Origin of the sequence: Alkalicoccus luteus (assembly GCF_012034335.1) — a bacterium.
GTDB classification, from domain to species: Bacteria; Bacillota; Bacilli; order Bacillales; family Salisediminibacteriaceae; genus Alkalicoccus; species Alkalicoccus luteus_A.
The window spans coordinates 15,408-38,130 of the sequence record NZ_JAATHJ010000032.1; the positions used below are offsets into that span (position 1 = coordinate 15,408).

Annotated in this window: 22 protein-coding genes and 1 tRNA gene; 22 read left to right on the plus strand and 1 reads right to left on the minus strand. The window is 52.6% G+C overall.

Annotation, left to right across the window (positions count from 1 at the left end; translation table 11 throughout):
• The first annotated feature begins 9 nt into the window (after positions 1-9).
• The 9 genes from spoIIIJ (at position 10) to HCN83_RS15050 (ending at position 9,167) form a co-directional block, all read left to right on the plus strand.
• The gene (gene spoIIIJ, locus HCN83_RS15010) at positions 10-819 is read left to right on the plus strand and encodes a YidC family membrane integrase SpoIIIJ (RefSeq protein ID WP_168008749.1); all 810 of its coding nucleotides are present in this window, start codon (positions 10-12) and stop codon (positions 817-819) included.
• The gene (jag, locus tag HCN83_RS15015; RefSeq protein ID WP_168008751.1) at positions 819-1,439 is read left to right on the plus strand and encodes an RNA-binding cell elongation regulator Jag/EloR; all 621 of its coding nucleotides are present in this window, start codon (positions 819-821) and stop codon (positions 1,437-1,439) included. The genes spoIIIJ and jag overlap by 1 nt, the downstream gene beginning before the upstream one ends.
• A 185-nt stretch (positions 1,440-1,624) precedes the next feature.
• Complete coding sequence (mnmE, locus tag HCN83_RS15020) at positions 1,625-3,001, plus strand: tRNA uridine-5-carboxymethylaminomethyl(34) synthesis GTPase MnmE (RefSeq protein WP_168008777.1); 1,377 nt, start codon at positions 1,625-1,627, stop codon at positions 2,999-3,001.
• A 16-nt stretch (positions 3,002-3,017) separates the two neighbouring features.
• The gene (gene mnmG, locus HCN83_RS15025) at positions 3,018-4,910 is read left to right on the plus strand and encodes a tRNA uridine-5-carboxymethylaminomethyl(34) synthesis enzyme MnmG (protein ID WP_168008753.1); all 1,893 of its coding nucleotides are present in this window, start codon (positions 3,018-3,020) and stop codon (positions 4,908-4,910) included.
• A gap of 16 nt (positions 4,911-4,926) precedes the next feature.
• Positions 4,927-5,643, plus strand: coding sequence for a 16S rRNA (guanine(527)-N(7))-methyltransferase RsmG (rsmG, locus tag HCN83_RS15030; RefSeq protein ID WP_168008755.1), 717 nt, complete (start codon positions 4,927-4,929; stop codon positions 5,641-5,643).
• A 119-nt stretch (positions 5,644-5,762) separates the two neighbouring features.
• Positions 5,763-6,620, plus strand: a complete 858-nt coding sequence (gene noc / locus HCN83_RS15035) for a nucleoid occlusion protein (protein WP_168008757.1) — start codon at positions 5,763-5,765, stop codon at positions 6,618-6,620.
• Positions 6,621-6,783: 163 nt separating this feature from the next.
• On the plus strand, positions 6,784-7,545 hold the full coding sequence (locus HCN83_RS15040) for an AAA family ATPase (RefSeq protein WP_168008778.1): 762 nt from the start codon (positions 6,784-6,786) through the stop codon (positions 7,543-7,545).
• Positions 7,538-8,389: a ParB/RepB/Spo0J family partition protein gene (locus HCN83_RS15045; protein WP_168008758.1), complete on the plus strand. Its 852-nt coding sequence runs from the start codon at positions 7,538-7,540 to the stop codon at positions 8,387-8,389. The genes HCN83_RS15040 and HCN83_RS15045 overlap by 8 nt, the downstream gene beginning before the upstream one ends.
• Before the next feature lie 73 nt (positions 8,390-8,462).
• Positions 8,463-9,167, plus strand: a complete 705-nt coding sequence (locus tag HCN83_RS15050) for a DUF554 domain-containing protein (RefSeq protein WP_168008759.1) — start codon at positions 8,463-8,465, stop codon at positions 9,165-9,167.
• Here the strand turns inward: HCN83_RS15050 and HCN83_RS15055 are convergent.
• Positions 9,111-9,341: a hypothetical protein gene (locus tag HCN83_RS15055; protein ID WP_168008760.1), complete on the minus strand. Its 231-nt coding sequence runs from the start codon at positions 9,339-9,341 to the stop codon at positions 9,111-9,113. The genes HCN83_RS15050 and HCN83_RS15055 overlap by 57 nt on opposite strands.
• Positions 9,342-9,472: 131 nt before the next feature.
• On the opposite strand from HCN83_RS15055, the gene HCN83_RS15060 reads away from it, so the two are divergent.
• The 13 genes from HCN83_RS15060 to HCN83_RS15120 all read left to right on the plus strand — a co-directional run bounded on the left by HCN83_RS15060 (position 9,473) and on the right by HCN83_RS15120 (position 22,336).
• Positions 9,473-9,673, plus strand: coding sequence for a DUF951 domain-containing protein (locus HCN83_RS15060; RefSeq protein WP_168008761.1), 201 nt, complete (start codon positions 9,473-9,475; stop codon positions 9,671-9,673).
• Between the two features lie 206 nt (positions 9,674-9,879).
• Complete coding sequence (gene ychF / locus HCN83_RS15065; RefSeq protein WP_168008762.1) at positions 9,880-10,980, plus strand: redox-regulated ATPase YchF; 1,101 nt, start codon at positions 9,880-9,882, stop codon at positions 10,978-10,980.
• A gap of 649 nt (positions 10,981-11,629) precedes the next feature.
• Complete coding sequence (gene rpsF / locus HCN83_RS15070) at positions 11,630-11,917, plus strand: 30S ribosomal protein S6 (protein ID WP_168008763.1); 288 nt, start codon at positions 11,630-11,632, stop codon at positions 11,915-11,917.
• Positions 11,918-11,959: 42 nt separating this feature from the next.
• A complete protein-coding gene (gene ssb, locus HCN83_RS15075) occupies positions 11,960-12,484 on the plus strand; it encodes a single-stranded DNA-binding protein (RefSeq protein ID WP_168008764.1) in 525 nt (174 codons plus the stop codon).
• A gap of 43 nt (positions 12,485-12,527) precedes the next feature.
• Positions 12,528-12,755 carry a 30S ribosomal protein S18 gene (gene rpsR, locus HCN83_RS15080; protein WP_168008766.1) on the plus strand — a complete coding sequence of 76 codons (228 nt, stop codon included), beginning with the start codon at positions 12,528-12,530 and terminating at the stop codon, positions 12,753-12,755.
• A gap of 166 nt (positions 12,756-12,921) precedes the next feature.
• A complete protein-coding gene (locus HCN83_RS15085; protein ID WP_168008768.1) occupies positions 12,922-13,860 on the plus strand; it encodes a YybS family protein in 939 nt (312 codons plus the stop codon).
• Positions 13,861-13,872: 12 nt separating this feature from the next.
• Positions 13,873-15,843 carry a DHH family phosphoesterase gene (locus tag HCN83_RS15090; protein WP_168008770.1) on the plus strand — a complete coding sequence of 657 codons (1,971 nt, stop codon included), beginning with the start codon at positions 13,873-13,875 and terminating at the stop codon, positions 15,841-15,843.
• On the plus strand, positions 15,840-16,283 hold the full coding sequence (gene rplI / locus HCN83_RS15095; RefSeq protein WP_168008772.1) for a 50S ribosomal protein L9: 444 nt from the start codon (positions 15,840-15,842) through the stop codon (positions 16,281-16,283). The genes HCN83_RS15090 and rplI overlap by 4 nt, the downstream gene beginning before the upstream one ends.
• A gap of 27 nt (positions 16,284-16,310) precedes the next feature.
• Positions 16,311-17,675: a replicative DNA helicase gene (gene dnaB / locus HCN83_RS15100; protein WP_168008773.1), complete on the plus strand. Its 1,365-nt coding sequence runs from the start codon at positions 16,311-16,313 to the stop codon at positions 17,673-17,675.
• 398 nt (positions 17,676-18,073) lie between these two features.
• Positions 18,074-18,562, plus strand: coding sequence for a hypothetical protein (locus tag HCN83_RS15105; RefSeq protein ID WP_168008774.1), 489 nt, complete (start codon positions 18,074-18,076; stop codon positions 18,560-18,562).
• A gap of 198 nt (positions 18,563-18,760) precedes the next feature.
• Positions 18,761-20,047, plus strand: a complete 1,287-nt coding sequence (locus tag HCN83_RS15110; RefSeq protein WP_168008775.1) for an adenylosuccinate synthase — start codon at positions 18,761-18,763, stop codon at positions 20,045-20,047.
• A 225-nt stretch (positions 20,048-20,272) separates the two neighbouring features.
• Positions 20,273-21,565: an Nramp family divalent metal transporter gene (locus HCN83_RS15115; protein ID WP_168008776.1), complete on the plus strand. Its 1,293-nt coding sequence runs from the start codon at positions 20,273-20,275 to the stop codon at positions 21,563-21,565.
• A gap of 696 nt (positions 21,566-22,261) precedes the next feature.
• Positions 22,262-22,336, plus strand: a tRNA-Glu gene (locus HCN83_RS15120).
• Positions 22,337-22,723 lie beyond the last annotated feature (387 nt).

Here is a 22,723-nt window from a genome sequence, read left to right on the forward strand (position 1 = left end):
GGACCAAGAGTGGTTAAGAAATTAGGTATTGTATCCATGTTTATCGGTGTGATGCTGCTCATGTCCGGGTGTTTTAACATCAATGAGCCGATCACATCTACAAATGATGGTATTTGGGACCCGTTTTTTGTTTACCCGCTGTCCTGGCTGATGACCACGATTGCGGAAGCGCTGAATAACAGCTACGGTCTTGCGATTATTATCGTAACGATTATTCTGCGTATTCTCATTCTGCCGCTGATGATCAAGCAGACAAAGAGTACGAAGGCGATGCAGGCACTGCAGCCTCAAATGAAGGAACTCCGCGAGAAATACAGCGCGAAGGACCAGCAGACGCAGCAGAAGCTTCAGCAGGAAATGATGCAGCTGTTCCAGAAGCACGGTGTCAACCCGCTTGCCGGGTGTCTGCCGATTCTCGTTCAGATGCCGATTCTGATCGCGTTTTATCACGCGATTATCCGCACGCCGCAGATTAATCCGGACGTTGATCCGAGCTACACCGGAACGCCGCAGGACTTCCTCTGGTTTGAGCTGAGCGCAGCGGACCCATATTTCATCCTGCCGCTTGTGGCAGGGGCAACAACGTTCATCCAGCAGAAAATGATGATGGTGCAGGATAACCCGCAGATGAAAGCACTGCTGTATATCATGCCGATTATGATCATGGCCTTCGCGGCGTTCTTCCCATCCGCACTGGCGCTGTACTGGGTGATCGGGAACCTCTTTATGATTGTACAGACTTACTTTATCACTGGTCCTAACGTAGGCAAGAAAAAAGAAACCGCCAAACAGGCGAAAGCGGGGGGAGCGAAGAGCTAGTGAACAAAGTGACGGTGTCAGGGCGTACAGTAGAGGAAGCAGTTGCAGCAGGGCTGGAAAAACTTGAAGCAGAAAAGCATGAAGTGAATGTCCGCGTTATCGAGGAGGCGCAGAAGGGCTTCCTCGGACTTCTCGGCGGCAAACCTGCCGTTGTGGAGCTGGAACGCCGGCCTGATCCTGTAAAGGAAGGGCTCGTGTTTCTGCGGGACGTCATCGATAAAATGGGCGTCAGCGCCAGCGTGAAACAAGAGCACCGTGGAGACGATCTGTATTTTTCCATTACCGGATCCGATATCGGCGTGCTCATTGGCAAACGCGGGCAGACGCTCGACTCGCTTCAATATTTAGTCAACCTCGCCGCCAATAAACATGCGGACGAATACGTACGGATTTATCTGGATGCAGAAGGATACCGTGCAAGACGGAAGGAAGCACTGGAAACACTGGCGGACCGGCTGGCGCAAAAAGCTGTCCGCATCCGCCAGGAAGTCAGATTGGAACCGATGAGTGCGATGGAGCGGAAGATTATTCATACCGCCCTTCAAAACCGAGGCGACGTGACGACGTATTCCGATGGCAGAGAGCCGAACCGCCGCATCGTGATTGCTCCGACGTCATGATACTTCACATGAACACCGGCTTGATCGTGTAACAACCGCAGAATCCCGTTCCGGAACCGACGCCCGGAACGGGATTTTTTTATCGTTCTTACAGGCTTTCGTGCTTTTAACATACACGCTTTTGTGATAGTCTATTTAGTTGGAATCGAATGAGCGGAATCGAACCGATCGGGAGGGAAGGACGAATAGAAATGGATACAATTGCAGCAATTTCAACGCCGATGGGCGAAGGGGCAATCGGCATTGTCCGGATCAGCGGGCCGAAAGCGGTGGAGACTGCCGACAAGCTTTACGTCGGCTCGTCCTCCCTCGCCGATGCGGCGTCGCATACAATTAACTACGGGCACATTCAGGACCCGGAAACGGGCGATACAATCGAAGAAACGATGGTGTCCGTGCTGCGGGCACCGAAGACGTATACGAAGGAAGATATCATTGAAATAAACTGTCACGGCGGTCTGACGAGCGTCAATCGCGTGCTGCAGCTGACGCTCGTACACGGAGCCCGCCTGGCCGAGCCCGGTGAATTTACGAAGCGGGCATTTTTAAACGGACGGATCGATCTCTCCCAGGCCGAGGCCGTCATGGACCTGATCCGTGCGAAAACGGACCGGGCGATGAACGTCGCGATGAACCAGGTCGAGGGACGACTGTCCGAGAAGGTAAAGAAACTGCGCCAGGAGCTTTTAGAAACGGTCGCTCACGTCGAAGTGAACATCGACTACCCGGAATATGACGCAGAGGAAATGACGCTGCAGATGATTCAGGAAAAGGGCGAGGCCGTCCGGCAGGAAGTGCAGCACCTGCTCACGACCGCCCATCAGGGGAAAATTCTCCGCGAAGGGCTGTCGACGGTCATCATCGGCCGGCCAAACGTCGGGAAATCCTCGCTTTTAAACAGCCTCGTTCATGAAAACAAAGCGATCGTCACCGACATTCCCGGGACGACCCGCGACGTGGTTGAGGAGTACGTAAACGTCCGCGGGGTACCGCTCCGGCTGCTCGATACGGCCGGGATCCGGGAAACCGAGGACATCGTGGAGCGACTTGGCGTGGAACGCTCCCGCAAGGTAATCAAGGATGCCGAACTGGCTCTGCTTGTGTTAAATTATAATGAAGCCATAACAGACGCAGACCGCGAGCTCTTTCAGCTGTTGAAGGGGCAGGACGCGATTATTATTATCAATAAAACCGATTTGGAACAGAAGCTCTCAGTCGAAGAAGCAGAGGAGCTGGCGGACGGCCGACCGGTTATTACGACGTCGCTTTTACAGGATGAAGGCATCGATGAGCTGGAGGAAGCGATCCGGGATCTGTTTTTCGCAGGAGATATGGAAGGCGGCGATTTGTCGTACGTCTCCAATTCCCGGCACATCGCGCTTTTGGAGCAGGCGAAGCGTGCGGTGGAAGAAGCGCTGTCCGCAGCAGAATCCGGCATGCCGGTAGACATGGTGCAGATCGACATCACACGGGCCTGGGAAGTTCTCGGGGAAGTGATTGGCGAGAGCGTGCAGGAAAGCTTGATTGATCAGTTGTTTTCGCAGTTTTGCTTAGGGAAATAAAGGGAGGAATACCATCATGAGTTACAACGGAGGAGATTTTGACGTTATTGTCATCGGGGCCGGACACTCCGGGGTCGAAGCTGGACTTGCTTCTGCCCGCGCCGGCGCCAGAACACTGATGCTGACACTGAACCTGGATGCGGTCGCCTATATGCCGTGCAACCCGTCTGTCGGGGGACCTGCTAAAGGAATCGTTGTGCGTGAAATTGACGCGCTCGGCGGGGAAATGGCCCGCAATATCGATAAGACCCACATTCAGATGCGCATGCTAAATACAGCAAAAGGACCTGCCGTCCGTGCGCTGCGCGCACAGGCGGACAAGTTTTTATATCAGCAGGAAATGAAGCGGACGATTGAAGAGACGGAGAACCTGCTTTTGCGACAAGGTATGGTGGAAAGCCTGATCGTAGAAGACGATACGGTAAAAGGAGTGGTCACGCAGACCGGAGCAGAATACCATGCACCGGCGGTCATTGTGACGACCGGCACGTACCTGCGCGGAAAAGTCATTCTCGGAGAGCTTTCCTATGAAAGCGGTCCGAACAACATGCAGCCGTCGATCAACCTGTCCCACGATCTGCAGAAGCTCGGTTTCAAGATGGAGCGATTTAAAACGGGAACACCGCCGCGCGTCAACAGCAATACGATCGACTACAGCAAAACGGAAATTCAGCCGGGAGATGACGTTCCGCGTGCTTTTTCCTATGAAACGACGAAATATATCACCGATCAGCTGCCGTGCTGGCTCACGTATACGAACGATGATACGCACACGTATATCAATGACAACCTGAGTCGCTCACCGATGTATTCCGGCATGATCGAAGGCACCGGACCGCGCTACTGCCCGTCTATCGAAGACAAGGTCGTGCGCTTCAGTGACAAGCCGCGTCATCAGATTTTCCTGGAGCCGGAGGGCCGCAGCACGCAGGAGGTTTACGTGCAGGGGCTGTCGACGAGCCTGCCGGAAGACGTGCAGCACCGCATTCTCCGCACGATTCCAGGGCTTGAGCACGTGCAGATGATGCGTCCTGGCTATGCGATTGAGTACGATGCGATCGTACCGACACAGCTTTGGCCGACGCTGGAAACAAAACAGATCAGCGGCCTGTTCACGGCCGGACAGATTAACGGCACGAGCGGATATGAAGAAGCAGCCGGTCAGGGACTCATGGCAGGGATTAACGCCGCGATGAAGGTGCTCGGCAAAGAGCCGCTCATTCTCGACCGCTCTGAAGCGTACATCGGCGTTATGATCGACGATCTTGTCACAAAGGGCACGGAAGAACCGTACCGACTCCTCACGTCTCGTGCGGAATACCGTCTGCTGCTCCGTCACGATAACGCTGATCTGCGTTTGACGGAAAAGGGCAGAGAAGTCGGTATGATTTCCGATGAGCGCTATGCCGCTTTTGAAGCAAAAAAAGCAGCTATTTCCCGGGAAATAAAGCGTCTTGAAAAGACGACGGTTAAAGCGACGGACGAAACGGCAGCGGTGATGGAAAAAGCGGGATCATCGGTATTTGAAGAGGCGATGAACGCAGCCGTGCTATTGAAGCGTCCGGAAATCACCTACCCGGTGATCGAAGCGATGACGCCGTCTTCGGAAGAACTGGATGCAGACGTGAAAGAACAGGTAGAAATCCAGGTGAAGTATCAAGGTTATATTGCCAAGCAGCTGGAGCAGGTAGAAAAGCTGCAGAAGATGGAAAACAAAAAGCTGCCGGAAGACCTCGACTACCATGCGATCAGCGGACTGGCGCTGGAGGCGAGAGAAAAGCTGTCTGAAGTACGGCCGCTCTCCGTCGCCCAGGCGTCCCGCGTATCCGGTGTCAATCCGGCTGATGTGTCCGTGCTGCTCGTCTACCTCGAGCAGGGCCGGCTGCAGAAAGTAGCTTCAGAATCTTAAGGAAGGCGGAAATGCGATGAACGAACAGACGATGGACCAGGCGCTCCGGCAGCATGGCATCCAGCTCAATGACGACCAGAAAACCCAGCTTAACCGCTACTACGAAGTACTTGTGGACTGGAACGAGCGCATGAATCTGACCGCGATTACCGAACGGGATGCGGTATATTTAAAGCATTTCTACGATTCGCTCACCGCAGCCTTCCACTTTGATTTTAACCGCCCGCTTCGCGTCGTTGACGTGGGAGCGGGAGCCGGTTTTCCGAGTCTGCCGCTGAAAATTGTGTTTCCGAAGCTCGATGTGACGATTGTCGATTCGTTAAATAAGCGGATCACGTTTTTAAATGCGCTTGCAGAAGAACTCCGATTGACCGGAGTTGCCTTTTACCACGACCGGGCCGAGCAGTTTGCCCAGCGTCCGGAGCACCGCGAGCAGTATGATGTGGCGATCTCCAGGGCGGTGGCGCGCATGCCGGTGCTGACGGAGCTCTGTCTGCCGCTTGTGAAAAACGGCGGTACCTTCATCGCGATGAAGGCAAGCGGAGCGGCAGACGAAATGAAGGATGGACAAAAGGCCGTCTCGCTGCTCGGCGGGAAAACGACTGCAGAAAAAACATTCGCGCTTCCGGAAGACGGGGGCGACCGAACGATTATCCATGTGGAAAAAATAAAGCGGACGCCGAAGAAGTATCCGCGTAAAGCAGGAACGCCGAACAAACAGCCGATCCTGTGAAGACGATGTATTCTCTACGTCAATTCGTGGTATAATCGCTAAGGAGACTAGCACGTGTTACGGAACGACCGTCTGAGCATCATCACGCCGGGCGGGAGATTTTTAAGGGTGGTGTCACCGTGAAGCAGCCATTTTCAAAACTATTTGGTTTATCGGATAAAAAGGATGCTTCCTCAGAAGATATTCTGCTCGAGGGGGAGGAGGCGGTGAAGCAGGTTCCGGTTTCCAGACTGAAGCCGAACCCGTTTCAGCCTCGTACGGTCTTTAACGAAGACCGGATTGATGAGCTTGCTCAGACGATCCATACACACGGCATGATTCAGCCGATCGTCGTCCGCGAACGGGACGGCGCGTTTGAAATCATCGCCGGTGAACGGCGCTGGAGAGCGTCGCAGAAGGCCGGACTCGAAACCGTTCCGGTTGTCATCAAAGATTTTGATGATACGAAAACCGCATCAGTAGCATTGATTGAGAACCTGCAGCGGGAAGGTCTGACGTCGATTGAAGAGGCCAATGCCTATCAGCGTCTTTTAGAGCTGCACGGTCTGACGCAGGAGAGCCTCGCGCAGCGGCTCGGCAAGGGACAGTCGACGGTTGCCAATAAGCTCCGTCTGCTGCAGCTGCCGAGCGTCGTCAAGGACGCGCTCTTAAAGCGTGATATCAGCGAGCGTCACGCACGGGCGCTGATCAGCGTAAAAGAGGAGGAGCTGCAGCAGCAGATTCTCACGCAGATCATCGAAAACGAATGGAACGTAAAGCAGACAGAAGAGGCGATCGAGGCGCTGCTTGCAGAGCCGGAGGAGAAGCCGAAAAAGAAAAAACCGGTCCGCAAAGCCGTCTCAAAAGATATGCGGCTCGCTATGAACACGATCCGGAAATCAGTCGACATGGTGCAGCAGACAGGCATGTCGATCGACACGGATGAGGAAGAGCACGACGAGTACTTCCAGTTCACGATCCGCATTCCGAAAAAGTAAGCCTTCCGCTTCCGGCATCAGCCGGGAGCTTTTTTTATAGATGAACGCAAAGCGGCTTCTCGCCTGCGACCTTTGCAGGAGTTCCGGGAGAGCCGTTTTTTTTCAGACATTTCATGATAGAATAAAAAGAAAAGCAGTGCAGATGAGGCAGGTGTATCGAAAAGTGGGGAAAGTGATTGCAATAGCAAATCAGAAAGGCGGAGTCGGCAAAACGACGACAGCCGTCAATCTCAGCGCAAGTCTTGTCCAGGAGGGCCGGAACGTGCTGATTATCGATGTGGATCCACAGGGCAACACAACGAGTGGCATCGGTGTTAACAAAGGGGATATCGACCGCTGTATTTATAACGTGCTGGTGGAAGACGCGGACGCAGATGAAATTATCGTTCCAACCGCCACAGAAAATCTGGATATTCTGCCGTCGACAATTCAGCTCGCCGGCGCAGAAATTGAACTGGTTTCAACGATTTCCCGTGAGGTCCGGCTGAAAAATGCCATCGAGCATATCCGGGACCGCTACGACTACATTATCATTGACTGTCCTCCTTCTCTCGGGCTGCTGACGCTCAACTCACTGACGGCAGCCGACTCTGTTGTCATTCCGGTGCAGTGTGAGTACTATGCGCTGGAGGGACTGAGCCAGCTGTTGAACACGGTCCGGCTCGTGCAGAAGCATTTAAACCATGACCTGAAAATCGAGGGCGTCCTGCTGACGATGCTCGATGCCCGCACGAATCTCGGTATCCAGGTGATTGAAGAAGTGAAGAAATATTTCCGTGATAAAGTATTTGAAACGATCATTCCGCGCAACGTCCGCCTCGGTGAGGCACCGAGCCACGGGCAGTCGATCGTGACCTACGATCCGCGCTCGCGCGGAGCAGAAGTGTACAGTGACCTGGCGAAGGAGGTGATCAGCCATGGCTAGAGGACTAGGAAAAGGCATCAACGCTTTCTTTCCGGATGCATCCGATGAGCAGGAAACGATGGTGGAAGAAATTAAGCTGAAGGAGATCCGGGCCAATCCGTATCAGCCAAGGCATACCTTCTCAGAGGAATCGCTGCAGGAGCTGGCTGATTCCATTCAACAGCACGGCGTGATTCAGCCGATTACTCTCCGGAAAAGCATTAAAGGCTACGAAATCGTCGTCGGCGAACGACGGTTCCGCGCTTCAAAGCTTGCGAAAAAGGAAACGATCCCCGCTGTCGTCAAGGAGATGAGCGACAGTGACATGATGGAGCTTGCGCTGATTGAAAACCTGCAGCGGGAAGATCTCAGTCCAATCGAAGAAGCGAAGTCGTACCAGAAGCTGATGGAGCACCTGCAGCTTACACAGGGCGCGCTTGCAGAACGGCTCGGTAAAAGCCGTCCGCACATCGCGAACTACATCCGCCTGCTGCAGCTCCCGCAGATCGTGCAGGATTACCTGGCAGAGGAAAAAATATCTGCCGGACATGCCCGCGCGCTGCTTGGACTGAAGCAGGAAAAACATATGAGTCCGCTGCTGCAGAAAATTGTGCGCGAGCAGATGAGCGTCCGCCGCCTGGAAGAAGCGGTGAAGGAGCTGAACGAGAACGTTTCACGTGAAACGAAGCAGAAGCGCCGCATTTCCAGCTTTGCCCGCGCCCGCGAATCCCAGCTGAAGTCGTTTTTCGGTACGAACGTGACGATCCGGGAAGGCAAGCATAAGAACAAAATTGAAATCGACTACAAAAACGAAGAAGAACTGGAGCGGATCGTGCACCTGCTGAACCAGGAGTCCGACAGCTGAATCCGCAAAGAAGCCGCCTTCTGCCGGCAGAAGGCGGCTTTGCTGCGTCCGCTCTTTATAGGAGATTATCCATATGATATTGTTCGGAACGATCGTAAACGGCCTTGCCATCATCATAGGAGCCCTCATCGGCACCAAGCTGCCGCGCCTTTCCAAAGGAATGTCGGAAACGGTGATGAAGGCGATCGCGCTCGCGGTGCTGCTGCTCGGCATCACCATGGCCATGGAAGGAACCGAATTTCTGCTCGTCATTTTCAGTCTTGCGCTCGGGGCCGTACTCGGTGAACGCATGAATTTGGAAGGCAAGCTGAACAGCTTCGGCTACTGGCTGGAGACGAAGGTAAAAAAAGAAGGAGAAGGGTCGGTCGCGGAAGGATTTATCGCAGCGACGCTTTTGTTTGTTGTCGGAGCGATGGCGATTATCGGTGCGCTCGACAGCGGCTTCCGTCAGGATCATTCCGTGCTGCTGACGAAAGCCGTGCTGGACGGATTTACATCTGTTATTTTCGCTTCCACGCTCGGCATCGGGGTGCTGTTTTCTGCGATCCCGGTCATGCTTTACCAGGGAACAATCGCCCTTGCGGCAGTGTGGATCGTGCGCTTTATTCCCGAGGAGCTGCTGGATATCATCATCAGCGAAATGACGGCAGTCGGCGGCCTCATGATTATCGGCATCGGTCTGAACCTGCTCGGCGTACCGAAAACGAGAATCGCCAATCTACTACCTGCGATCCCGCTCGTCGTGCTCTTTGTTCTCGTACAAACCTGGCTCTTCTGACGATTTTGGAATCTGGTATTCCACAACCTGAATCCGCTTTTGAAGCAGGTTGTAAACAGGCATGCTCATAAAGCCGATGCCAAGCCCGATAAACAGGCCGACATCCGGACGATCAAACAGGAGCCCGATTCCCATGCCGATAAACAATCCTCCCGGGATGAATAAGCCTTGCATCCTCTCCGCCTCCTTTTGTCTGGTACAGCATCTTTTTCTTTATTTTACCACACGCCAGGAAAAGCTGGAAAAACCGGCGCGTATCTTTTATTCTTAATAGAAGAGACTGATGACAGGGGAGGATGAGGCGTATGGCAGGAGACTTTCAGCTCAACGATATCGTGGAGATGAAAAAACAGCATCCCTGCGGCGAAAACCGCTGGAAAATAATCCGCATGGGCATGGATATCCGCATCAAATGCACGGGATGCAATCACAGCATCATGATGCCGCGCCGTGACTTTGAGAAAAAAATGAAGCGGGTGCTTACCGAAAGCAGAGCATCAGACTGACCGCGGGGCTGCCGCGGTTTTTTGTTTGAGTCATACAGGCGCTGCGCCGTTCAAACCGAAAGGCACGCATCGCTTTTGTCCGGCAGTTGCGTTCCGGCGTCCGACTCTCTATAATGAGAAAGGATGCAGAGGGGCAGGTATTTCGCCTGTGCCGATGCCTGTTGATGACGGATGATGCAAGCATACAATAAAGGAGTAATGACAACATGGCTTTAACGACTGGAATCGTCGGTCTTCCGAACGTCGGAAAATCGACGCTGTTTAATGCAATTACACAGGCAGGTGCCGAATCTGCCAACTACCCGTTTTGTACGATCGACCCGAACGTCGGCATCGTAGAAGTACCGGATTCCCGGCTCGACACGCTGACAGAAATGGTGGAGCCGCACAAGACGGTTCCGACTGCATTTGAATTTACGGACATTGCCGGCATTGTGGAGGGCGCTAGCAAAGGGGAAGGCCTCGGCAACAAGTTCCTCTCCCACATCCGCGAGGTGGACGCAATTTCCCACGTCGTCCGCTGCTTTGACGACGAGAACATTACACACGTATCCGGAAGTGTGAATCCGATCCGTGACATCCAGATTATTAACCTGGAGCTGATTTTGGCGGACCTGGAAACGGTGGAAAAGCGGATCAGCAAAGTGGAGAAAATGGCGAAGTCCAAGGATAAAGACGCGATGGCAGAGTTCGAGGTGCTGAAGAAGCTGCGTGACACGTTCGAGGAAGAAAAGCCGGCGAGAAGCCTGGAGCTCTCGAAGGAAGAAGCGAAAATCGTTAAAGGTTTCCAATTGCTCACAGCGAAGCCGGTGCTGTATGCGGCAAACGTCAGCGAGGATGAAATTCTCGACGCTGACAGCAACCCGCACGTGCAGAAGGTGAGAGAATTTGCGGCCGAAGAAAATTCGGAAGTGATCGTAATCTGTGCGAAGATTGAATCGGAAATTGCAGAGCTCGACGGCGAGGAAAAGCAGGAGTTTCTCGACGACCTCGGCATTGCCGAATCCGGACTCGACCAGCTGATCCGTGCGGCTTACGCGCTGCTCGGACTCGATACGTATTTCACTGCAGGCAAGCAGGAAGTGCGCGCCTGGACGATCCGCCGCGGCACGAAAGCACCGCAGGCAGCCGGGGTGATTCACACCGACTTTGAGCGTGGCTTCATCCGGGCAGAGGTTGTCTCCTACGACGACCTGACAACTGCCGGAAGCATGGCGAAAGCGAAAGAGCAGGGCAACGTGCGGCTGGAAGGAAAAGAGTACATCGTCAAAGACGGCGATGTTGTCCACTTCCGCTTTAACGTATAGCGGCTGTTTTGAAGCGGTTCTCTTATTAGAGGGCCGCTTTTTTTCGTTTGGAAGATCCGGCCGAGAAGAGTTTCAGCGGAGATGATCCGCTGAAGCGAGTCAAGGCAAGCTTTCTGTGTACATTCCCGTGCTCCGCTCTTAAGACGTCAGAGCATGTGGTGCAGAAGAATCGACCGGAAAAGGAGCACTTGACTTCCTCGACGGGTGAAAGCGACTTAACAGAGCGCAAAAGCTGCACAAGCTCGGACAAAAGCAATTTAAAGCCGCCCCAAAGAAACTCAGCGGCGGGTGAACGTAACTTAGGCAACTTAACAGACCGTTATAACGAATAAAACGACGTAACGATCCGCAAATGTAACACAAACCCGTTCAAATGTAACAATATGAAATCGGTCCTGTGCCCGATCCTCCAGTTAGGATGGTCAGCCAGAGGCTTTTCAGAAAGCCTTGACGAGCCGTTTCAGGACGCAGCATGAAAGCGTTATGGCCACGCCCGAAAACAGCCTTCTCTGCACGCTGCGTCAGAGGCACAAATCTTCTATTGATACGCACCTTTCTGTCTGCTATAATAAACACTTGCGAGCAAAACGACTCGCTCCTTGCTCTTCTTCACAGAGAAGGGCCACAGTCCAAAAGGAGGTGACATCACATGCGCAACTACGAAATTATGTACATTGTACGTCCGGATATCGAGGAAGCTCAGACAAAAGAAACAATTGAGCGTTTCAATAAGATCCTGACAGACAACGGCGCAGAGGTTACGGAGACAGAGGAAAAAGGCAGAAAGCGACTTGCCTACGAGATCCAGGACTTTTCTGAAGGCTACTACGTTATTCTTCAGGTAAAGGCTGAAAAGACGGCTCTCGACGAGTTTAACCGACTCAGCTCTATCAACGACAACATCCTGCGTTCAATCATTGTCCGCGAGGATGACTAATAATATGTTTGACCGAAACCACCATGCAGGGAGGAATGCCGGATGATTAACCGCGTTGTCCTAGTCGGCCGCCTTACGAAAGATCCCGAGCTCCGCTATACAGCGAACGGAGTTGCAGTCGCGACGTTCACACTTGCTGTGAACCGACCGTTCTCCAACCAGCAGGGAAACCGTGAAGCGGACTTCATCAACACAGTAGTTTGGAGAAAACAGGCTGAAAACGTGGCCAACTACCTCAAAAAAGGCAGTCTGGCAGGTGTGGAAGGGCGCATTCAGACGCGCAGCTTTGATAACAATGAAGGCCGTCGTGTTTTCATGACAGAAGTTGTTGCAGACAGCGTCCAGTTCCTGGAACCACGTGGATCTCAGGGAGGCGGCCAAGGCGGTCAGCAGTCCTACGGGGCTCCACAGGATCAGCAGGGCTACGGAAGTCCGGCTGGTGCCGGTCAGGGATCTTCGACATCGTCCTCCTCAGGCGGCGGTTTCGGTCAGGGTCCATCCAATGATGATCCGTTTGCCGGTGAAGGCAAGCCGATCGATATTGATGATGACGATCTGCCGTTCTAAGACGGCTCTCTATAATCACTAAATCAAAAGGAGGTTTTGCATCATGGCACGTCGTGGTCGACCAAGACGCCGTAAAGTTTGTTACTTTACCGTTAACAAGATTAAGAAAATTGACTACAAGGACACAGAGCTTCTGAAGAAGTTTATCTCTGAGCGCGGAAAGATTCTTCCTCGCCGAGTGACAGGAACTTCTGCCAAGTACCAGCGCCAGCTTACTACAGCAGTGAAGCGTTCCCGTACAATGGCTCTGCTTCCGTTCGTCACAGAGTAAAGACAGGAAAGACCCTCGTTATGACTGTTCATAGCGGGGGTTTTCTTTCATTTCTGTAAAGGGGAGGACTCCCGTTGCGTCCCTTTTTTTGAGTGCGGGTCTGGTTACGTGGTAAACTAACGGATACGCAACTATTACTTGTCTGGACTAAAGAAGGTGCCCGATAATGGATCAAAACATCATAAAAGACGGAGCAGTGGCAGCGCTCGCCTTTACGGCGCTCGTCTTCGCTTCGCTGCTTATTCCGTTTCTGCTGCTTGTTCTTATTTTCTTCCTGCCGGTTCCGCTCGTGTTATTTACATATAAATACGGCTGGAAGGCGGGATCGGTCGCGGGACTCGCAGCGTTTACGATTTTACTGCTGCTGATCGGTCCGCTTGCGCCGCCGGTTCTGTTTCTCTTTATAATCTCCGGAGTAGTGATTGGAGAACTGTTTCGGCGCGGGGAGCCGGCTTTCGGTGTCTATGCCGGAGCGGCCCTCAGCATTATCGGCGGGATCGTGCTTACGTATGTCGGCGTCATGGCGCTGACAGATGCCGATCCTGTCGGACAGTTTCAGTCGGTGATGGAGGAGTCGCTTGATACGACGGGGGGCATCATCGGCCTGGACGCCGATGACGAAGAGGAAGCCGTCGGCATGATGATGGAGTTTATCGACGGACTGAGTGTGATCGTTCCCGCGATCATCGTCATCTCCGGAGCTGCGGTGGCGCTCATCACCCAGCTGACATCGGCCTGGATGCTTCGAAAACGAAGCGCAGACGTGCCGAGATTCCCGCCGCTCCGTGAGTGGAGTCTGCCGAAGTCGTTTATCTGGTACTACCTGATCGTCCTCGTTCTCTCCTTTATAAACCGGAGTGAAGGCGGGGAAGGCACACTCAACTTGCTTTCAGAAAACCTGATGGCGGTGATGGGCCTGCTGATGGTCGTGCAGGGTACGGCGTTTCTGTTTTTCTTTTTTCACCTTAAGCGGCTCAGTATTGTACTGCCGGTTCTGATTACGCTGTCGATGGTTGTTTTCCCGTTTATGCTTCCTATTATACGAATCTTAGGTATAATTGATTTAGGTTTTGACTTGAGAACGCGATTACAATCGCAGAGGTAGGAGTTGTGTAGAATGCCCAAATTCCTCATGAAGCGGTGGCACGGCTATCACGTTATTCTGCTGGCTGTCATCGCGGCTCTGACTTCCGCTGCCCTTATGTATTTTGAATGGCGCCTTGGCACAGCTGGTTTTGTGCTGCTTGCCATCATGGGGGTCGTCGTGATCAGAGCGAGGATTCAGTTCGAACGAGATTTGGCTGAATATATATCCACACTGACCTACCGCGTCAATAAGGCGGGGGAAAAGGCAGTGACGAAAATGCCTGTCGGTATGCTCCTTTACAATGAAGAACGCATGATTCAATGGACAAACCCGTATATGCAGCACGTCACGGAAGAAGAGCTGACCGGTGCTTCTCTGGATGAACTTTCCGGAGAACTGCTTGAGCTTGTCAATGAAGAAAAACGGTCCTTTTTTATTAAGGTAGGCACAGAAAACTACCGGATCACGCATGAACCGGATGAGCGGCTGCTTTACTTTACGAATGCGACCGAAGAGCAGGAAGTAAAAGAAAAATTTCAGCGCGAAAAGACCGTCTTCGCGTTTATTTATCTCGACAACTATGACGAAGTCACCCAGGGAATGGACGATCAGCTGCGCAGCCGGCTTCTCTCCCACGTAACCGAGGCGCTGACGAGATGGTCGCGCGAGCACGATATTCTGATACGCCGCACGTCGTCGGACAGGTTTATCGCCGTGTTCAACGAAGGGACGCTTGCAGATCTGGAAGCCGACCGGTTTACACTGCTCGATGAAGTCCGCGAGAACACGCAGGAAGAAAAGGTGGCGCTTACGCTCAGCATCGGCATCGGCAGCGGAGATCCGTCGCTGCGGGAGCTTGGAGCGCTGGCCCAGTCGAGTCTCGATCTGGCACTCGGACGCGGCGGCGATCAGGTTGCCATTAAAGAGCGGAACGGAAAGGTCCGCTTTTACGGCGGAAAAAGCAACGCGACCGAAAAGCGGACACGCGTCCGGGCCCGTGTTATTTCCCATGCAGTGCGCGATTTTATTCGCGAAAGCGACAAAGTCTTCATCATGGGGCATAAAAACCCGGATATGGATTCGATCGGAGCAGCGATCGGCATGCTGAAAATCGCCGAAGCCAACGATAAGGACGGCTATATTGTGCTCGATCCGGATGACATCAATCAAAGCGTGAAAAAGCTGTTAAAAGAAGTAGAAGAAGACCGCTCTCTCTGGGCCAGATTCATTTCGCCGGATGAGGCGCGGGAAGAAGTGACGAGCGGAACGCTGTTAATCGTCGTCGATACGCATAAGCCGAAGCTCGTCCAGGAAGCAAGACTGCTTGATAAAGTCGAGCGGACGATCGTTGTCGATCATCACCGCCGCGGCGAGGATTTCATCGATGATGCGGTGCTCGTCTACATGGAGCCGTATGCCTCCTCCACGGCAGAGCTTGTCACGGAGCTGCTGGAATACCAGCCGCGCCAGCCGCAGGTAAATACGCTTGAGGCGACAGCGCTTCTTGCCGGGATTATCGTCGATACGAAAAGCTTCGCAATCCGCACCGGCTCGCGTACGTTTGACGCTGCTGCCTACCTGCGCAGCCGCGGAGCAGACACCACGCTCGTGCAGAAGCTTCTGAAGGAAGACCTCGATCACTACGTGAAGCGGTCGAAGCTGATCGAGCAGGCGCACATTTATTCAGGCGGCGTTGCGATTGCCCGCGGCTATTCCGACGAGACGTACGGCCAGGTGCTTATCGCCCAGGCAGCGGATACGCTGTTAACGATGAACAACGTCATTGCCTCGTTCGTTATCTCCAAAATGGACGATGGACGCATCAGCATCAGCGCCCGGTCGCTCGGCGACGTCAACGTGCAGGTCATTATGGAAAAAATGAACGGCGGCGGCCACTTGACGAACGCGGCCACGCAGCTGGACAATATGACAGAGGAAGAAGCGGAAACGCTTCTGAAAGATAAAATAGATGAGTATTTCAAAGGAGGACAATCAGCATGAAAGTCATCTTCCTGAAAGACGTAAAGGGAAAAGGCAAAAAAGGCGAGATCAAGGACGTACCGGACGGGTATGCCCGCAACTATCTGCTGAAAAACAACCTCGCTCTGGAAGCAAGTCAGGGCAACATGAAGTCGCTCGAAAAGAAAAAGGAAAGCGAAGAGCGCCAGGCAGAGCAGGAATTTGAGGATGCGAAAAAGCTGAAGGACGAACTGGAAGAAAAAACAGTCGAGCTCTCAGCAAAAGCCGGGGAAGGCGGCCGCCTCTTCGGAGCTGTGACGAGCAAGCAGATTGCTGAACAGCTGAAAAAGGACGGCTATAAAGTCGACAAGCGTAAAATCGATCTGAGCGAGCCGATCCGCGCGCTTGGTTACACGAACGTCAATCTGAAGCTTCATCCGAAAGTAACGGCTGTCATCAAAGTACACGTCGCAGAAGCTTAGGGCGAAGCCTGGAAACGAGGGATACTCATGAACGAACTGTTCACGGACCGGACACCGCCGCAGAATATAGAAGCTGAGCAGGCTGTGCTTGGTGCGATTTTCCTTGATCCCCAGGCGCTTGTCACTGCCTCCGAGCGGCTCATGCCGGAGGACTTCTACCGCGTGCAGCACAGCCGCATTTACGAAGTGATGCTCGAGCTCTCCGATAAAGGGGAGCCGGTTGATCTCGTCACGCTCATCGACGACCTGAACCAGCGCGGCTGGCTTGAGGAAGTCGGGGGCGTTTCGTATCTGGGGGAACTTGCCAACACCGTTCCGACAGCGGCGAACGTCCACTATTACACGCAGATTGTCGAAGAAAAATCGCTGCTGCGACGGCTTATCCGGGTGGCGACCAATATTGCATCTGAAAGCTATTCAGCGGAAGATGAAGTCGACGCCATCTTAAATGAGGCAGAAAAATCGATTCTTGACGTATCGAGACGCCAGTCGTCAGGGGAATTCGTCGACATTAAAGACGTCCTGATCGAAGCGTTCGATAAGATTGAGCTTCTTCAGCACACAGCCGGAGAAGTGACCGGCGTGCCGACGGGATTTGTCGAACTGGACCGGATTACAGCCGGCTTCCAGAAAAACGACCTCGTCATCGTCGCTGCACGTCCATCAGTCGGTAAGACCGCGTTCGCGCTTAATATTTCGCAGAACGTGGCGACGAAAACCGATGAGAACGTCGCGATATTCAGTCTCGAGATGGGCGCCGATCAGCTCGTCATGCGTATGCTCTGCGCGGAAGGAAACATCGACGCCCAGCGTCTCCGTACCGGCCGCCTCGAGGATGAGGACTGGCAGCGGCTGACGATGGCAATGGGCTCTCTTTCAAAGGCGGGTATTTATATTGACGATACTCCCGGGATCAAAGTAAAAGAAATCCGCTCCAAATGCCGAAAGCTTAAGCAGGAATCCGGTCTCGGCATGATCATGATCGACTACCTGCAGCTTATTCAGGGCGACGCCCGCTCCAGCGAGGGCAGACAGCAGGAAGTATCCGAAATTTCCCGTGAGCTGAAGGGACTGGCTCGTGAGCTGGAAGTGCCGGTCATTGCGCTTTCCCAGCTGTCCCGCGGCGTGGAATCGCGTCAGGATAAGCGCCCGATGATGTCTGATATCCGGGAATCCGGAAGCATCGAGCAGGATGCCGATATCGTCGCCTTCCTGTACCGTGATGACTACTACGATCAGGAATCCGAGAAAAAAGACATCATCGAGATCATCATCGCCAAACAGCGTAACGGCCCGGTCGGAACCGTCGAGCTCGCGTTCGTGAAGGAATTCAACAAATTCGTTAACCTCGAACGCCGTCACGATGAAAGCGACATGCCTCCAGGCGCCTGACCGGCCTCGTTTACCGATAGCAAGCAGGAAGCCTCCGTGTTAAGCGGAGGCTTTTTGCTTTGGACGCAGTTCTCCCCGTGAAATCGCATCCCGCCTTTGCCTGCACGGCTCAAAAGCTGCACAACGCGGCGTGAATGTAATACAGCGTCGAATGAAACGAACATAACGCTTATGAAAAAGAACAGAACGGCGGCCGAAAGTGGCTTACGTAACAGACCGTTATAACACAAGCCCCTGTAAAAGTAACTGAACGCAGCGCGAAACGAACAATCCCTTCTGACAGGAAGAAAGCCGCCTCGGCACTCAGGCTTTCATTCTTCAAAAGTAGTTCGCTTCAGGGAAAGATAGGTGTTATTTGGAATTATATGTTAATGTATGGGTAGTTGATTAAAGGGAGAGTGGAAATAATTATAACGATAGTGTTCCTTTTCTTAATCGGAATTCCTTTAACTGTACTGCTGCATGAAACCGGACACGGTCTTGGAGCGATCAGCGCTTCAACTTCCAACGCGCACATCTGTCTTGGGAAATGGAATGAGAAACGCAAACCATCGTTCCAATCAGGAAAGCTTCGTTTTTATTTACGTTGGTCTTACGTTGGTTTCTGTAAATGGGAACGTACTAATAAGCGCCAGCACATGACTGCATTGCTGGGAGGACCTCTTGCATCCCTTTTAGCCGCAGGTTTGTTTCTAGTACTCGCTCAGCTGATTTCATCAGGAGGAATACATACTATTCTAACTGGGCTGCTCTATATGAATGTATCGATCTTTCTTATGACGATAATTCCAATTACGTATCCAAGCTGGCTCAGTCATTATGGAAGCCGTGAGTCAGACGGTCTGCAGCTGCTGAGATTATTAATAAAACGTGATGCTAGTGATTAAAAAAATACTTCTCAAAGATAAGCGTTTTAGTTAGGCTTGCCATCACGTTTAAAAATGTCTCGATTAACGAACGATCATCTTTTATCTATCAGGAACGTTCGGTAATTGTATTGACGGAAGCAGAGCAAACTGATAAACTGACGATGGCTCTAATGGAAGAACGAATAAATGTTAACGAAAGTTGGAGGTGCTCCATCCATGCCATCGGTAGTAGTTGTAGGAACGCAGTGGGGAGACGAAGGAAAAGGAAAAATTACGGACTATCTTTCCGAACGCGCGGAAATGATCGCGCGCTATCAGGGAGGTAACAACGCCGGACATACGATTGTATTTGATGATACGAAATACAAGCTTCACTTGATTCCATCAGGTATTTTTTACAAGGATAAAATCTGTGTGATCGGAAACGGAATGGTGATTGATCCGAAGGCGCTCGTAGAAGAGCTTGCCTACCTGCACGAGCGCGGAGTTTCGACTGACAACCTGCGCATCAGCAGCCGGGCGCACGTTATTCTGCCGTATCATCTGAAGCTCGATATTGCAGAAGAAGAAAGCAAAGGCGACAACAAAATCGGAACGACCCGCAAAGGGATCGGCCCGGCTTATATGGATAAAGCAGCACGTACCGGTATCCGCATCGTGGATCTGCTCGACCGGGAAACGTTTGAAGAAAAGCTCGACGTCAACCTGCGCGAAAAGAACCGCGTGCTGGAGCGTATTTATGAAACAGAAGGCTGCAAGAAAGAAGATATTTTAAATGAATACTACGAGTACGGCCAGCAAATCGCCAAGTACGTGACGGATACGTCTGTTATTTTAAACGACGGTCTCGACGACGGACGGCGTGTACTGTTCGAAGGTGCTCAGGGCGTCATGCTGGATATCGACCAGGGAACGTATCCGTTTGTGACCTCGTCCAACCCGATTGCAGGCGGTGTGACGATCGGATCCGGTGTCGGTCCGTCGAAGATCGACCACGTTGTCGGTGTATCGAAAGCGTACACGACTCGCGTCGGTGACGGTCCTTTCCCAACGGAGCTAACCGACAGCGTCGGAGATAAAATCCGTGAAGTCGGCAATGAGTACGGGACAACAACCGGACGTCCTCGCCGTGTCGGCTGGTTTGACAGTGTCGTTGTGCGCCATGCTCGACGAGTGAGCGGCATCACTGATCTTTCCCTTAACTCCATCGACGTGCTGACAGGCATTGAAACGCTGAAGATCTGTACCGCATATAAGTACCGCGGTGAGATCATTGAGCATTTCCCGGCAAGCCTGAAGGTGCTCGCTGAGTGTGAGCCTGTATACGAAGAGATGCCAGGCTGGGAAGAAGATATCACCGGTGTCCGTTCTCTGCATGAACTGCCGAGAAACGCCATCTACTACGTAGAGCGCATTTCCCAGCTCACAGGGATTCCGCTCTCTATTTTCTCTGTCGGTCCGGACCGCAGGCAGACAAACCTCGTCCGCGGCGTTTTCGGCTGATCCTTTAAACTACGGATGCAAGAAGCCTGTCAGGAGTCCTGACGGGCTTTTTTTCTTGTGATGCTTCTATCTACAAAACGAAAAGCAAAAAGCAATTAATACAACCATAAAGTCGTCAATTGGAAGATTTTTCAGAAAATTTGTTTGTCAGCGAATCTGCCGAACTTCCTGAAACCTCTCGTTTTCCGTGGTTTACTATACGTAATCCTATAACAGAGAGGTGTTATGATCATCGAAGCGCAAAAGCGAATGACAGATGTCCTTGTGGAGCAGCAGACAGCCGACGAATCACCATTGACGATGAAGGAGCGACTGGCATCGCTCGGGCCAAGTGCCATAGTAGCCGCCTGTATTATCGGGCCGGGTACAGTAACGACCGTTTCGGTGGCCGGCGCCTCTTACGGCTTTCAGGTGATGTGGGTGCTCGTGCTCGCCTGTATCGCGGCCTATTTCTTCCAGCGTCCGGTCGTGAAATTTACGCTTCAGACTGGTATGTCGGCGATGGACGGCATCCGCGTATACATGGGAAAGAAGGTATCCATTCCCGTTTATTTTGCGCTTCTTCTGGGCGCAGTCGCGTTTCAGGCAGGTAACTTTATCGGGGCAGCGCTCGCACTGAATTTTTTCCTGCCGGCTGTGTCAATCCTGACCTGGGTGTCTATTCTCGCCTTTACCGCGCTGATTGTTGCCTGGGTGGGCGTGTACCGCCTGATTGAAAACATCAACCGGATCATCATCGGTACGATGGTCGGTGCTTTCGTATTAACGGTATTCGTTGCTGGACCGAGCATTACAGATGTGGCGAGGACCGGCTTCTCCTTTAACGTTCCGGAAGCGAACTACTGGCTCATTCTCGCTCTCATTGCCACGACGCTGCCGCCGAATACCGCGCTTGGTCTGTCGGCGTTTATTAAACGGAAATACGAAAACAATACGACTCTTTCCACTGAAAAAAAGATGCAGCTGTCGTATTTTGATCTCCGGACAAATCTGACGATCGCCGCAGTCATCGCCGTTTCCATTTTGATCTGTGCGGGCAGTACGATTTACCTGACCGGAGCAGAAATCACCGGGGCCGGCGATATGGCATATCAGCTGACGCCGCTTCTCGGGCAGTATGCGGGCGTGCTCTTTGCCCTCGGCCTGTTTGCCGCCGGATTTTCTTCCGGACTCTTCAACATTACCGTGCAGCCGCATTTATTCGGGCAGGCTACCGGTACGACGGAAAACGTGAAGGCTATCCCGAACCGGGTGATGATTACGATCGCTGCGGTGCTGCCGATCGTCGTTGTCTTCTTCTTCGGCGGGGCACCGGTCGAAATGATCATGACCGCCCAGGCGTTAAACGGCCTGCTGCTGCCAATCGTTGTAGGAGCCATCTGGTGGCTCTGTACACGACGCAAGGAGCTTGGGGATATGGCAAACAGCCTGCGCGAAAATATCGCATACGGAGCCGTGATGGTGCTCGTATGTGCACTCGCCATCCGCGTTTACCTCGATATTTTCGGGATCATTTAACACGATCTGAACAGTTCGCAGCTGATAACGTCATTTCAGGTGAATAATCTTGCATCTGCCTGCATCTGCGGACACTCGCTTTCCGGAGGGAACGGGCTCAGCTAACCGCTTCTTCCTTTCGTCAGAAGCGCTGGATCTTCGCCTCGTTCTGATCCTCACGGAGTCGAGGTCCTCCGATTTGGCAACTGGCAGTTCGGTTGAAACGCCTGGTGAGGCTTCACACGAGCTTGTTCCATATGGATGGAACCTTTAGTTAAGCAACGCTTCGATGTCGAATAGGGATTACCTGTGCTTCAACGTATGTACCATGAACCAGTCGTATCTACCGATCGGAATGTTTTTCTCCAACAAACAAATTCATTTTCCTGTCGTGTCCGGCGTGCCCGTGGAAGCCGAGCAGCCTGAAGATACTTTCTCAGGGGTTTACCCTGAGAAATAGCTGAAGGCAATCCCACGGCAGGCTCGGTAAACAGAGGGGAAATACAATCAACCGAATACTCATGTAAGCTGATTGACTTTGTCAACAGCCTGGATAACCCCCGCCCATTAATTGGGCGGGGGTTATCATGCGGAAAACGTCGCTTCTCAGCAGATATAGGACGCAACGAAGCAGGAAAACTTTTTAGTGAAAACATCTTGCGGTGATAATTAAAAGATGGTATTGTAAAATACGTCGCAAAGGCGGCACACAAACACGGCCCGTTGGTCAAGTGGTTAAGACACCGCCCTTTCACGGCGGTAACACGGGTTCGAATCCCGTACGGGTCACCATTTATTTTTTCGCAGAAGCCGCGGGAGATCCGCACTTTTTTCATGCAAAACCGTTCATCGCGTTTCTATATGACGATTCGCCAGCGCCTCTTCTTATTTTTAGAAAGGCAAGGGAGCATACTCTGGTAAGTGACTGAAGGCGGAAGCCGAAGGTGACGAAAAGATTCGCCGCTGAATCAAACCTTTTTCTGCAGAGAAGCAAGAAGGTTGAGGAAGCAAGGGTGAAGGCAAGGGAGCTTACTCTCGTAAGTGACTGAAGGCGGAAGCCGAAGGTGACGAAAAGATTCGCCGCAGTCCCCAAACCTTTTTCTGCAGAGAAGCAAGAAGGTTGAGGAAGCAAGGTTGAAGGCAAGGGAGCTTACTCTCGTAAGTGACCGCAGACGGAAG